Genomic DNA, 14939 nt, shown 5'->3' with positions numbered 1-14939 from the left:
TTTGAATCATTGTAATCTTTTAATTTGTGGCTCTATTTTTTTAACCACAAATTGCACAAATTTTCACAAATTGATTTTAGCCACAGATTAAAGGGATTAGCACAGATTTTTTTATAATCATTTTTAATCCTTTAATCTGTGGCTTTATTTTTTTAACACGAATTTAAATTGGTGGAAATTTGTGTAATTCGTGGCAAACTTTAAACTATTCTTCAGTCAGTAATTTGATTAGACTTTCATCTCTACCATAAATATCTTTATAGAAGTTTAGGTTTCCTTCGCGGTCTACCCAAGCGGTAAAATAGCCAATATAAACAGGAACTTTTTTCTTAAGCGTGTACCAGCTTTCTTTTCCGGCATGCATTGCTTTATCGATTCTGGCTGGATTCCAAGTCGGATCAACTTTTAATAACTCTATTGCCAATTCACGTGGTTTTGCTACACGAACGCAACCGTGGCTGAAAGCTCGACTTTCTCTTTCGAACAAACTTTTTGAAGGCGTATCATGAAGGTAAATATTGCTTGAATTTGGAAATAAAAACTTCACTAATCCTAAAGAATTATTTTTACCAGGAAGCTGACGAACTGCACCATTATTCCATTCCAAGTTTTTCTTTTGCAAATAATTTTTGTCTCTTGCCATTCCGGGTTTAATCTCCGATTTGATAATACTCGGCGGCACATTCCAATACGGACTAAAAACAATATTGCTCATCATTCCGCTGAAAATAACGGTTTTTGTCATCGCTCTTCCAACCACAACTGGAGAGATAAAAGCAATTTTTCCATCTTCAACTATATAGAGTTTAAATTCAGGAATATTGACTTCAATATATTTCTGTCCTTTTTCCAATTCAGGATCAATCCAACGGCAGCGTTCCATGTTAACAATAATGGTTTTAATACGCTCCGAAACTGGAATATTCAAGTCATTAATATGTTCTAATAAAATAGTATTTTTTGGAGTATAACCGTGACGAATTTCGTAGTTCTTCATTGCTTTCAATAAAGTCGTATCGCAAACTGCACTTTTAGTATCTTCCTTAAGATCTTTGGTAACAAAAAGCCTTTCTCTAATCTGAGCCACGACACCTGATGAATCGCCAACTTTTAGAGCTTTATAATCTTCTCCAGCTTCAATAGTTTTCCAGCCACCGTTTTTTTCTATTTCTCTATACTCTTTTAAAGCATCACGAAGTTTGTAATACTGACTGAACATCTTCTTTTTCTTATCATCCAAAATGGTTGATTTTTTAAAAATAGAATCTGAAAGCACTTGATAATTGAATTTCTTTCTTGGTAAAAGCCATTCTAGCGAAATACTAGTTTTCTCATCAAAACCTGCGTATACCTTCTCTGCATAATAGTAATACAAGTTAGAAAGCAGCAAATCGGTGTCTTCTTTTGATAATTTTTTTGTTGGATTATTTTCAAAAACCGAATTCAATTCTTCTTTATAAGGATAATTCGCTTTTAATCCTTCCTGATCCAAATTTTTGTATTGATTGAATAAGGTGTTTCCAAACTCGACAACTCCTTTATTATCTTGCCATAATTGTGTCGATTTGTTTTTTTGATACAAAGAAGTTACATCTGTTTTAAATTTTGCCAGCTTCGGGTAACTTTCATAAAACTTTGCGATGCGTATAGTATCAATAGTCAGTTTTAATTCTGGAACTTTTTCAACTTTTTTTATTGTGTTTTCTTCTTTCTTATCTCCTTTCGAATTACACGAAAAAACAGCAAAAAAGACAACTGCGATTAAGGGCGTATACCAAATTTTCATAAGTAGGAATTTTTATTAAAAGTAAAAAAAATTCTATTAAATAAAAATCGTATTACTGCAAATAAAAAGCTCCAGATAATTTCTTATCCAGAGCTTTCGCCATATAACCAACCTATTAAAATTTTAGATAACCGTACCTTTTAAAGTAAGTACTTTGGGTGTTGTTTCTGCACTTGTAGTTACAGTAACTGTTTTTGTAAAAGCACCTTTGTTTGCAGCGTTGTAAGTTGCAGTAACTTTTGCAGATTTACCTGGCTGAATCGGCTCTTTTGTATAATCTGTAGCTGTACATCCGCAAGATCCTTGAACGTTTGTAATAACTACAGCTGTTTTTCCTGTATTTTTAAATTCGTAAACAATTGCTTTTGGAGTTCCTTGTGGAATTTGTCCAACATCAATTGTTTCGGCTTTCCAAACAATTGTAGAAGCTGTAGCTTCTAAAACTTCAGTTTCTGAAACTAAAGATTGTACTGGTGCAATTGCTGAAAAAGACATTAAGCCTAAAGCCAAAGCTAACATCGAAATTTTGATCATTTTCATAACTAATATATTTAAAATGGTTTGTAGTTCATTTTGATATTACAAAGGTAATTCAGACAAAAACAAATCGCTGTTAACCGCTTTCAAACGTTTGTTAATGACTTGTTAATCGCTTATTTTCAGGCTAAAATTGATTAATATTACACTCTCAAAATCCGTTATTCTTGAAAATTAATAAACTCAACAGCATCATTATCTTAGGATTGGTAGCCATTATCAGCATTTTGGTGGCACAATTGTTATGGACAAAAGAGGCTTTTACAATTGAACAAAAAAAACTAAGCCAAAAAGCACATATTGCTTTGCTTGAAGTGGCTAAAAAATTATACGAAGGAACCAATCACGAATTGCCTGTTCAGAATCCTGTTCAGAAAATTGCAAACGACTATTACATCGTAAATGTCGATAACGAATTTGAACCTGATATTTTAGAATTTTATCTAAAAACGGAATTCAAAAAAATGAATATCACGACCGATTTCGAATACGCGATGTACAATTGCCAAAGCGACGAAATGATTTATGGTGATTATATTTCGCTTTCAAAGAAAAAAGCAGAATGCAAAAAGACCGTTTATTTTCCAAAGCATAAAAATCTAGTTTATTATTTTGCCGTTCGTTTTCCGAATGAAACGACTTATTTATTCAGTTCAATGCGTTTTTGGTTTATACTTTCAACTGCATTGATTTTGATTTTATTGATTTACGTTTATTCGATTTTTACACTTTTACAGCATAAAAAATATTCAGAATTGCAGCGTGATTTCATTAATAATATGACGCATGAATTTAAAACTCCGTTGGCTTCTATTCTGATTGCTTCGAAATATTTGATTGAACAAAAACCAATTAAAGAAGATAAAAAACTCTATACTTATACCGATATTATTATCAATCAAGGAAATAAGCTAAACGGTCACATCGAAAAGATTCTAGATATTGCAAAATCAGATTATACGCCTTTGGAACTCAAAAAAGAAAGCATTTTAATTGTTCCGATTATTGAAGAAGCGATTGAAAACATAAAACTGAAATATCCTGAAGCTTCGATTAATATTGAAGCCGTTTCAAACGAATATTTAATAGAAACAGATATTTTTCATTTTGGCAATTTAGTTTATAATTTATTAGATAATGCCATAAAATATTGCAATGAAAAACCAGAGGTCACAATAAAAATCACTGAAGATAACAACTGCTTAAAACTCGAGTTTACCGATAATGGAATTGGTATAAATCCTAAGAAAATATCTTTTATCTTTGATAAGTTTTACCGCGTTCAGAATGAAAAAAGTAACGAAGTTAATGGATTTGGACTTGGTTTATACTATGTAAAAGAAATCTGCAGTTTGCAAAACTGGAAAATAAAAGCCGAAAATAATCCAGAAAAAGGTGTTACTTTAACTTTATCAATTCCGTACAAAAAATGAGAAATTTCAAAATATTATATGCCGAAGACGACGAAACACTTGCATTTTTAACCAAAGACAATTTGGAGCAAAACAATTATGAAGTGATTCATTGTTCTGATGGAAAATCGGCACTGAAGATTTTCGAGGAAGAAGAATTCGACATCTGTATTTTTGATATTATGATGCCAAAAATGGACGGTTTTGAACTTGCTGAAGCTGTTCGAAAAATTGATATTGAAGTTCCGATTATTTTCCTTTCGGCTAAAACTTTAAAAGAAGATCGTATTAAAGGTCTTCGCCTTGGTGCTGATGATTATTTGGTAAAGCCTTTCAGTATTGAGGAATTACTGTTAAAAATTGAAATTTTCTTGAAGCGTTCGCAGAAAAATATTCCTCCTGCAAAAACAATTTATGAAGTAGGAAAATATCAATTTGACACCAAAAACTTTATTCTTTTTAATGACGAGGAAAAAGTTGGTCTAACTCAGCGTGAAGCCGAATTATTGAAACTTTTTCTAGATCATAAAAATTCTGTTTTAAAAAGAGAACAAATCTTAACCTCTTTGTGGGGAACAGATGACTATTTTATGGGAAGAAGTTTGGACGTTTTTATTTCGCGTCTACGTAAAATCTTAGCCAATGAACAAGGCATTTCGATTGAAAACCTGCATGGAATTGGGTTTAGGTTTTCGATTGGGTAAATCACAATTCTGTTAAAAATAAAGAAAAATCTGTAAGCAGTTTTTCGAAAAACTTTGTATTTTTAATATTTAATTTTCTTGGATATGAAATTACATCATTTGCGAAATGCCACTTTGGTAATTGAAACAGAAAAGCATGTCATTTTAGTTGACCCAATGTTAGGTAAAAGAAAAACAATTCCACCTTTTACTATTTTCAGATACAAACCGAAAAGAAATCCGCTTGTTGCGTTGCCTAAAAACAGTCGTGACATTTTAAGTCGCGTAACACATTGTCTGATTACACATTTGCATCCTGATCATATCGATAAAGCGGGTGAAGTTTTTTTAAGACGAAAAAGCATTCCGGTAATCTGTAGTTCTAAAGATGAAAAAGCATTGGTTCAAAGAGGATTAAGTGTCATACAAACTTTAGAATATTGGGAACCGCAATTATTTTTAGATGGAAAAATAACCGGAATCCCAGCCATTCACGGTTATGGTTTTGTCGCCAAATTGATGGGAAATGTGATGGGATTTCTTATTGAATTGGCTAACGAAAAATCGGTTTACATAAGTTCTGATACTATTTTTACAGAACATGTAGAAAAGGTTTTAACGCAGCTTAAACCAGACATCTCGGTTGTTGCGTGCGGTACAGCAAGATTAGATATCGGACAGCCTTTATTAATGCGAATGGATGATATTTTGAAATTTACAACACTTGCTCCAGGAAAAGTTCTTGCGAATCATTTAGAAGCTCTAAATCATTGTCCGACAACAAGATTGCAATTAAAAACTGCTCTTTCAGATCACGGCCTTTTAAACAAAACTTCTATTCCGAATGATGGAGAATGTATTGAATATTAAAGCACCAATAATCCAAATTCTCGTAAAGCATTGACTGGTTTAGAATACCAAAACAATTCAAAATCTTCTAAGGAAGTTTCAAAATCATTTTTGACTTCCTGAAAAGTATAACTTTTCGAGCCAGAAACCGCTATTTTCGATAAAATAGAAACTAGCCACTCGCCTTCTTCTTTGCTTGTTTGAATATCGAAACTTTCTTTTTTGTCGTGAAAAGTTAAAGACATCATTTCCCAACTTCTTCCTTTTTTTGATTTTGTAAAGATTGATGCCGAAGGTTTTCCGCCTAGCCAAACTACTTTTGCATTTGGTTTTGTATTGAAATCGTTTTGTTCTTCTAAAGCATTAAAAATAAAATCAGGATGAATTTTAGTTTTCGGAATTTTAAAATCGAACCAATCTTGTAGTTCGTAATCAAAACAAATTCCGTGCATGAAATTGAAAAGCGATTTCTTTAATCCAAAACTAAATTTATCATGATTGATTCCTGTAGAATCAGTGTATTCAATATCATTATTAGCAAATGTCCCGATTGCTTCCGTTTTTTTCGTCACTCCAAACTGCTCTGGATACAATCCAACTGGACTGTGGGCTGTCAACGCAAATTGATGCCAAAATCCAGATTGTAAAACTCCGGCTTCAAACAATTGACGCACCATTTCTAAACTATCCACCGTTTCCTGAATCGTTTGTGTTGGATATCCGTACATTAAATACGCATGAACCATGATTCCGGCTTCGGTAAAATTTCGAGTCACTTTTGCCACTTGTTCAACCGTAACTCCTTTGTCAATTAATTTCAATAATCGGTCTGAAGCAACTTCTAAACCACCAGAAACGGCAATGCAACCAGAAGCTTTTAATAACAAACATAAATCTTTAGAAAAGCTTTTTTCAAAACGAATGTTGGTCCACCACGTTACCGCGAGTTTTCTTTTTAGAATTTCGAGCGCCAAAGCACGCATTAAAGCAGGCGGTGCGGCTTCATCAACAAAATGGAATCCATTTTGACCAGTTTTTTCGATCAATTCTTCTATTCGATCACAAAGCAGACTTGCCGCAACAGGCTCGTAGACTTTTATATAATCTAAAGAAATATCGCAGAAAGTGCATTTTCCCCAGTAACATCCGTGTGCCATGGTGAGTTTGTTCCACCTTCCATCGCTCCACATTCTGTGCATCGGATTTACAATTTCGATAACCGAAATATATTTATCCAAAGGCAAATCTGAATAATCAGGAGTTCCTACATAAGCTTGTTTATAATCGTGTTTGAGTGAATTATTTTTATAAACTACTTCTCCATTTTCTAATAAAAATGTTCTTTTAAAAGAATCTGAATCTGGGTTTTCTAAATGGAAAATTAATTCTTCAATTGGAACTTCTCCATCATCTAAAGTAATGAAATCGAAAAACTCGAAAACACGTTTATCCGAAAGCGAACGCAATTCAGTATTCGGAAAACCACCTCCCATTGAAATTTTAATCTCAGGATGATTTTCTTTTACCCATTGTGCACATCTGAAAGCACTATATAAATTCCCTGGAAAGGGAACAGAAATTAAAAAAAGAGTTGGTTTTACAGTTTCAATTTTAGCTTTTAAAAGCGAAATTAAAATCGAATCGATATAGGTTGGTTTTTGCTGTAAAGCATCGTATAATTCATCAAAAGAATTGGCACTTCGTCCTAAACGTTCGGCATATCGGCTAAAGCCAAAATTTTCATCAACACATTCTACAATAAAATCCGAAATATCTTCCAGATATAAAGTTGCTAAATGCTTTGCTTTATCCTGAGTTCCCATTGTTCCAAAAGCCCAATCGAGTTCTTCCAATTGTGCAAAACGAGAAGCTTCTGGCAAGAAATCTTCCTGACAAATCTGCAAAGCCAAAGTCGGATTTTTTCCTTGCAAAAACTGAATTACAGAATCGATCGTTTTAATGTATTCATCTTGAAGCGCAAAAATTCGTTTCGAATTATCTGAGATTTCAGAGCCTGAAACTTCAAACTTGAAACTTGAAACCTGAAACAAATCAATAAGTCCTTTCTTCGAAAACAATTCCAAAATCACATCAATACCCAAATCTGCCTGAACCGACTCGATGTTTTTAGTATTCAGAAAACCTTTTATATACGCCGTTGCCGGATACGGGGTATTCAGTTGTGTAAAAGGCGGCGTAATTACAAAAAGTTTCGTTTTCAAAAGGGAATTATTTTTTTTTGCAAAAATACGGGTTATTATGGACTTTTTTAGCAAAAGATTTTAAGCGGTTTCGCATTATAAAATTTAATTTTCTTTTGTAGATATTTAATTACATTTGCTTTAGTTCAATTTATATACATGAGGCAAAAATTACTTTTTTTATTTTTATTAATTACAGCACAACTTGTTTCTCAGAATCCAAAACAATCTATTGGTTTTAAAGAAAATAAAGGTCAAATTATTGATCAGAATGGAGAAAAAAATGATGCTGTAAAATACCTTTTGAACTCAAATGGTTTAAATGTGCAATTGAAGAAAAATGGATTCTCTTATGATGTATACGAGCTAAAGAAAACAGCAGTTGATTATTCCAAAACAGCCAGAAAAATTCCCTACTCAATTCCGGGGAAAGACGAAGAACAAAAACCTGAATACCATTTAGAATATATTTTTCATCGAATAGATATTGACTTTATTGACTCGAATTCGAAAGTTGAACTTATAGCAGATCAGAAATCAATTGATTTTGATAATTATTACAATACGCCAAACAATCCTGAAGGAACAACCAAAGTTTATCAGTACAAACAAATAACGTACAAGAATATTTATCCGAATATTGATATTGTATTTACAATTCCAAAAGATCCTCAAAAAACCGTTGAATACAATTTCATTATCCATCCGAAAGGAAAAATTTCTGACATCAAATTAAAATTTAACGGTGCAGAAACAGATCTTGTTGATAATAAAATTCAAATGAATGTCCGTTTTGGAAAAATGGAAGAGACACTTCCTGCAAGCTGGATCGAAGAAGATGGATATAAAAAAGAGATTACAGTTGGATACAAGAAATTGAAAAAGAATATTTACGGTTTTTCTTCTTCACATTTCTCCACCGAAAAAACAGTAATAATTGATCCTGTTCCAGTTAGATTATGGGGAACTTATTATGGAGGGGAAGAATTCGATTATGCAACTTCAATTTTTACAAAAGGCGATTTCGTTTACATGGCTGGAGTTACCTACAGTAAAAACAATATCGCTTCAACTGGTGCTTTTCAAAACACATTTACCGTTGGAGGGGCTTATGATGCCTTTTTTACAAAATTCACTTCTGACGGTACTAGAATTTGGGGCACTTACTACGGTGGCAACAGCATAGATGAAATTCTAAAAATTAAAGTTTCAAATAATAATAAAGTATTCATTGTAGGGAAAACGTTAAGTCCCACAAACATTGCTACTGCACTTACTCATCAACCTGTAAAAAGTGGTTATTATGATGGATTTATAGCAAAATTTGATTCCGACGGTGCAAGAGAATGGGGAACTTATTATGGAGGCTTATTTAATGATGCCATAAACAGTATTAGCATCGATAACAATGAGAACTTTTATATTTCGGGAGATACAAGTAGTAAAGAGAATATCTCTAGTATTGGATCACATCAAGTTACGGCAGGAAATTTAACCGACAGTTCAACTGATGGTTTTATAGCAAAATTTGATTCCAATGGCATGCGTCAATGGGCTAGCTACTATGGAGGCAGCAATTTTGATGTCATCAATGATTCTGAGTTTGATTCAAATGGAGATCTTATCTTTCTTGGATACTCACGAAGCACAAATAACATAGCTACACAAAATTCTTTTCAACAAACCAACACCAAAGATGACGGTTTCCTAGTAAAATTTACTCCAAATGGTAGTCGATTATGGGCAACGTATTTCGGAGGTGATAATAATGATTACTTTTTCTACTTAGGTTTAGATTCAAATGACAATATTTATTGTTTTGGAAGAACGGATAGCCAAAATAATATCAGCAGCCCCGATGTTTTCCAAAGAACTTATATTCCAAATTCAAGGAACTATAGTAGTGGCTGTATCTTTAAGTTTGATTCTAATGGTCAAAAAATATGGGGGTCTTATTTTTTTCCCGAAACTTTAGGAGGATCTGTTTCTAAGGATGGTTTTATTTATTTTACAGGTAGAACTGAACATAGCTTTCAACCAACTCCCAATGTTTTTCAAGAAACTCCAAACTCTGGAACTGAATCTTATTTAGTAAAATTCAACACAAATGGACAAAGAGAATGGGCAACCTATTTTGGTGGCGAAATGGCCGATAATGCACTTTTAACTTGTATTGACAACAACCTTAACATTTACTTAGCTGGAACTACCAACAGTAAGACAAATATTGCTACGCCGGGAACATTTCAAGAAAATCTTACTCCAGACCCTAGTAGCTATCAACCAAATATTGGCGATGCTTTTCTAGTTAAATTTAGAGATTGTCAATCGTATAGCGCAAACGCTTCAAGTAATTCACCAATTTGCATCGGAAAAACACTAGAACTAAAAGCATCTGGCGGAACCAATTATTCTTGGAGCGGTCCAAATGGCTTTACATCAACAGATCAAAATCCAACAATCGTTAATGCTTCAACAATTAATTCCGGAGAATATAGCTGTTTAATTACTGGAACCGGTGGTTGTGATGATACTAAAAAAATCAATGTTATAATTGGAGATAATGAAGCCCCAATTCCTGTCTTAGCAACTCTTCCAACAATAACTGGAGATTGCAATACAACTGTAACGACAATTCCAACGGCTAATGACGCGTGTGCGGGAGTAATTATTGCAACGACCACAAATCCGTTGTCATATGCTTTACCAGGAACTTACACAATTGTATGGAATTATAATGATGGAAACGGGAACTCATCTACGCAAAACCAAACTGTTACCATTACAAGTCAACCGTTACCAACAGCAAATTCCCCTCAAACTTTCTGTGTTGAGCAAAATGCAACTTTAAACGATATTCAGATTACAGGACAAAATATTAAATGGTACAGCAACTTAACTAACGGAACACTCGTTTCGCCTACAACCGTTGCCCAAGATAAGACAACCTATTATGCGTCGCAAACCATAAACGGATGTGAAAGTGAAAGAGTCCCTGTTACAATTAATATTCAGGTTACATCTCCTCCAACAGGAAATGCAAATCAATCTTTTTGTACAGTCAACAATTCGACTATTTCAAATATTGAAATTAATGGAAGTTCCATAAAATGGTACGATGCACCAAATAACGGTTCATTATTAACAGAAACAACTACACTAGAAAACGGAAAAACGTATTATGCGTCTCAAACCCTAAATAACTGCGAAGGACCACGATTTGGAGTTACGGTTTCAATTGTAAATACACCTACTATTCCAACAGGCACACCAGAACAATCATTCTGTAAAAAAGAAAATAAAACGCTTAATGACATTCAGATTACTGGTCAAAATATAATGTGGTTTGATACTAGCTTTTCGGCTGCAGCTTTACCAAACACAACTTTGTTGGAAAACAACAGAACTTACTACGCTTCTCAAACAATTGGATGCGAAAGCGATAGAACACCGATTTTAGTTCATGTTTATGATACTCCTTTACCAATAGGAAATAATAATCAACAGTTTTGTATTGATAAAATTGCCAGTATTGAAGATCTTAATATAAGTGGAACCGCTTTAAAATGGTATGATTCAGCTGCAAATGGAAATCTTTTGTCCGAAACGGCTTTATTGCAAAATGGTGTTTATTATGTTACTCAAACTTTAAACAATTGCGAAAGCGAAAGATTAGCAATTAAGATCAAAATACAAGACACTCCAATTCCAATTGCAGATTCTCCACAACAGTTTTGCATTCAAGAAAGCGCTAAAATCAGTGATATTGCAATTAGAGGGCAAAGTATAAAATGGTATGAAAGCTCTTCAACTATAAATACTTTATCTGAATCAACTTCTCTTGAAAACGGAATCACTTATTATGCTACACAAACGATTGACAATTGTGAAAGTGATCGTATTCCTCTTACCATAAATATTCTCGAAGTAACAAACTTAAATTGTATTAATTTGGCCTTAGAAATCCCTTATCCCCAATTCTTTACACCAAATGATGATGGCTTTAATGATACTTGGACACTCGATCCAGCTTATTTGGCACCCAATTCGTCTATCAGAATATTTAACCGCTACGGAAAATTACTTAAAGAATTGTCTATAAATGGCAATTGGGATGGGACGTATGTTGGCCAACTGCAACCTGCAACCGATTATTGGTTTACTGCGACCAAAATAAATGGAGCAGAATTTAGAGGGCATTTTACTCTTAAAAGATAAAATTAAAAAGTCCGCAAAGTAAAATTTTACCTTGCGGACTTTCCATAAATATTTTTTTTGTTTTAAAACTTATGTTCGTCTTTACTGATTACCAAAAACGAAATCAAAGACACAAGTGCCGCAGCAACTAAATAGAAACCAACATAGCTCACACTATAGGTTTTAGCCAACCAAATAGCAATCATAGGTGCAAAAGCAGCACCAAGAATCCCTGCCATATTAAAGGTTAAAGACGCTCCGGAATAACGAACCGTTGTTGGAAATAATTCAGATAAAAATGTTCCAAGAGGCCCGTAAGTAAATCCCATTAAAGACATTCCGATACACGCGAAAACAGTAATCAAAGCAATATTTCCAGTACTTAAAAAATACGAAAAGAAAAATCCGAAAACCGCAATTGCTGCCGTCGCTGAAATAAGCATTTTACGACGACCTATTTTATCTGCTACAACTGCTGAAACCGGTATAAAAAGTGCAAAAAACAATACTGAAAATAATTGAATCAGTAATCCGTCTCTTTTAACAATTCCTAAATCTGATGTAGCCCAGCTTAATGTAAAAACTGTCATTAAATAAAACACAAGAAAAGTAGTAATTGCAGCGAATGTGCCGAAAATCAATTGATTTTTGTATGATTTCACCAAAGTCAAGAACGGTACTTTTACTTCTTCCTCCTGTTTTTTAGCAGTTTCAAATGAAGGTGTTTCTGTAATTTTAGTTCTAATGTAAAACCCAACAATAACCAGAAATGCGCTTGCAATAAAAGGAATTCTCCAGCCATAATTCATAAAATCTTCATTGCTCATTGAATCGGTTAACAATAGAAAAGTTCCACCTGAAAGCAACAATCCGATTGGCGCTCCTAATTGCGGAAACATTCCGTACCAAGCACGTTTATTTGGCGGAGCATTTTCGATTGCAAGCAAAACAGCTCCTCCCCATTCTCCTCCTAAACCAACACCTTGTCCGAATCGGCAAAGCATTAACAATAAAGGCGCAGCTACACCAATACTTTCATAACTCGGTAAAAATCCTATAGTTACTGTCGAAATTCCCATTGTCAATAACGCAGCAACCAAAGTAAATTTACGCCCAATTTTATCTCCGTAATGCCCAAAAAAGGCCGAACCTAAAGGTCGCGATAAAAACGCGATAGAAAAAGTTGCTAGAGATTCTAATGTCGCCATTGTCGAATCTGAACTAGGAAAAAACAGTTGAGGAAAAACCAATACGGCTGCATTGGCATAAATATAAAAATCAAAAAATTCGATTGTGGTACCGATAAGGCTTCCAAAAAGAACATGTTTCAAGGAGTTCTTTTTATTTGGGTCATTTTTCATGTAAAATAGATATAACTTTTTTTTGATTACAAAAATATAGTTTCATTATTAATAATTCACCTCTACAAGAATTTGTTTTAGAACACTTATCATTTTTTAACAAAATTCATGTATTTTCCATTTCAAAAACATCTATTGCAATCAAAATTAAAAATCTGATTATCGGAACTTTAAAATAAAAATGAAAATATCAATTCTTAAGCAATTGTTAATAGCGTTTTTAACTGTATATTTTCATTAAATTTACAGCTGTCAAAAATAAATTTAAAATTATGCCTACCGACTGTATCAGCTTTCAATCTTCTGGATATTTTTCTAAACTAATGCAAGATTATTTAGACCAGAAAACAGAATTAAAACCGCTGTACAACAATTTTCCAACCTTAGAAAATTTCGAAAAACAAATTGCTGAAAAAGCAGCCAATTTTGATAACAACAACCGAATTACATTGGTTAATACTCTGCAAAAGCAATATCAAAATATCGAAATATCTGATGCTACCAAACAAAACATTTCGCTTTTAGCACTCGAAAATACGTTTACCATTACAACAGGTCACCAACTAAATTTATTTAGCGGACCGTTGTATTTTTTATATAAAATTATTTCAACGATTAATTTAACCAAAGAATTAAAATCGAAATATCCTTCATACAACTTCATTCCGGTTTATTGGATGGCGACCGAAGATCATGATTTTGAAGAAATCAATTATTTTAATTTTAAAGGGAAGAAAATCCGTTGGAATGCCGAAAGTACCGGTCCCGTTGGAAGATTATCAACTAACGGCTTAGAAGATTTATTTGAAATTTACTCGAAAGAATTAGGTTCAAGTACAAACGCCAATACCCTGAAAAAACTTTTTGAAGACGCCTATTTAAAACACGAAAATCTGGCCGATGCCACTCGTTATTTAGCTAATGCACTTTTCTCAAGTTATGGTTTGGTAATCATAGATGCAGATGATTCCGATTTAAAACGTGCCTTTATTCCGTTTGTAAAAAACGAATTAGAAAATCAAACTTCGTTTAAAGAAGTTCAAAAATCAATTGAATCACTTTCAGATTATAACGTTCAAGTTAATCCGCGTGAGATTAATTTATTTTATATTGAAGATAAACTTCGTGAAAGAATCATTTTTGAAAATGACAAATACATCGTTAACAATACCAGAATCTCATTTTCTAAAGAAGAAATTTTCAATCTATTAGAAAGTAATCCAGAAAAATTCAGTCCAAATGTAATTATGCGTCCGTTATATCAGGAAATTATTCTTCCAAATCTTTGCTATATTGGCGGAGGCGGAGAAATTGCTTACTGGCTGGAATTAAAAGCTTTCTTTGATGCCGTAAATATTACTTTCCCAATTTTATTAGTCCGCAATTCGGTTCTTTTGGCAACAGAAAAACAAGTTAAAAAAGCGGACAATTTAAATTTAACATGGAAAGATCTATTTAATAAATCGGAGAATTTGATCAATGAAATCACTCATAAACTTTCTCCATTTCCAATTAATTTAACCGAACAGAAAGAAGCGCTTCAAAAACAATTTGAATATCTTTTTGAATTGGCCGAAAAAACAGATAAATCGTTTTCTGGCGCTGTAAAAGCGCAAGAAGTAAAACAAAAGAAAGGTTTAGAAAATTTAGAAAAACGTTTATTAAAAGCCCAAAAAAGAAAACTTCAGGACCAATTACAGCGCGTGACAGATTTACAATGCGAATTGTTTCCGAATTTCGGTCTCCAAGAACGTCAGACTAATTTTTCTGAATTTTATTTAGAAAACGGAGAACAATTGATTCCGCTTTTAATTCAAAAATTAAAACCTCTGGAACACAATTTTGATATCATAATAATCTAAAATAATTATCTTTAGAAATTCAAAGTGATAATGTAGGAACAAATAACCAGC

General features: G+C 33.1%; 9 protein-coding genes. 5 read left to right on the top strand and 4 right to left on the bottom strand.

Annotated elements, in window-relative coordinates; genetic code table 11:
* Window positions 1-205 precede the first annotated feature (205 nt).
* Window positions 206-1786: a L,D-transpeptidase family protein gene (locus K6T82_RS00570; RefSeq protein ID WP_223704082.1), complete on the bottom strand. Its 1581-nt coding sequence runs from the start codon at window positions 1784-1786 to the stop codon at window positions 206-208.
* A 123-nt stretch (window positions 1787-1909) separates the two neighbouring features.
* Window positions 1910-2326: a DUF1573 domain-containing protein gene (locus K6T82_RS00565; protein ID WP_223704081.1), complete on the bottom strand. Its 417-nt coding sequence runs from the start codon at window positions 2324-2326 to the stop codon at window positions 1910-1912.
* Between the two features lie 164 nt (window positions 2327-2490).
* Between K6T82_RS00565 and K6T82_RS00560 the strand changes: the two genes are divergently transcribed.
* From K6T82_RS00560 to K6T82_RS00550, 3 genes are all read left to right on the top strand, one after another.
* Window positions 2491-3756 carry a sensor histidine kinase gene (locus tag K6T82_RS00560; RefSeq protein ID WP_223704080.1) on the top strand — a complete coding sequence of 422 codons (1266 nt, stop codon included), beginning with the start codon at window positions 2491-2493 and terminating at the stop codon, window positions 3754-3756.
* Window positions 3753-4439 carry a response regulator transcription factor gene (locus K6T82_RS00555; protein ID WP_223704079.1) on the top strand — a complete coding sequence of 229 codons (687 nt, stop codon included), beginning with the start codon at window positions 3753-3755 and terminating at the stop codon, window positions 4437-4439. The genes K6T82_RS00560 and K6T82_RS00555 overlap by 4 nt, the downstream gene beginning before the upstream one ends.
* An 84-nt stretch (window positions 4440-4523) precedes the next feature.
* Window positions 4524-5288, top strand: coding sequence for an MBL fold metallo-hydrolase (locus K6T82_RS00550; protein ID WP_223704078.1), 765 nt, complete (start codon window positions 4524-4526; stop codon window positions 5286-5288).
* Here the strand turns inward: K6T82_RS00550 and K6T82_RS00545 are convergent.
* Window positions 5285-7489 carry a B12-binding domain-containing radical SAM protein gene (locus K6T82_RS00545; protein ID WP_223704077.1) on the bottom strand — a complete coding sequence of 735 codons (2205 nt, stop codon included), beginning with the start codon at window positions 7487-7489 and terminating at the stop codon, window positions 5285-5287. The genes K6T82_RS00550 and K6T82_RS00545 overlap by 4 nt on opposite strands.
* 138 nt (window positions 7490-7627) lie before the next feature.
* Here K6T82_RS00545 and K6T82_RS00540 point away from each other — a divergent pair, with 138 nt between their 5' ends.
* A complete protein-coding gene (locus tag K6T82_RS00540; RefSeq protein ID WP_223704076.1) occupies window positions 7628-11686 on the top strand; it encodes a DUF7948 domain-containing protein in 4059 nt (1352 codons plus the stop codon).
* Window positions 11687-11748: 62 nt separating this feature from the next.
* On the opposite strand, the gene K6T82_RS00535 is transcribed toward K6T82_RS00540, so the two are convergent.
* Window positions 11749-13026: an MFS transporter gene (locus tag K6T82_RS00535; RefSeq protein WP_223704075.1), complete on the bottom strand. Its 1278-nt coding sequence runs from the start codon at window positions 13024-13026 to the stop codon at window positions 11749-11751.
* 272 nt (window positions 13027-13298) lie between these two features.
* Between K6T82_RS00535 and bshC the strand changes: the two genes are divergently transcribed.
* Window positions 13299-14888 (top strand): bacillithiol biosynthesis cysteine-adding enzyme BshC, encoded by a 1590-nt coding sequence (gene bshC, locus K6T82_RS00530; protein WP_223704074.1) that lies wholly within the window; start codon window positions 13299-13301, stop codon window positions 14886-14888.
* The last annotated feature ends 51 nt before the right edge of the window (window positions 14889-14939 follow it).

Origin of the sequence: Flavobacterium potami, from assembly GCF_020026915.1 — a bacterium.
Classification (GTDB): Bacteria; Bacteroidota; Bacteroidia; order Flavobacteriales; family Flavobacteriaceae; genus Flavobacterium; species Flavobacterium potami.
This window is presented reverse-complemented; position numbering and strand designations above follow the sequence as displayed.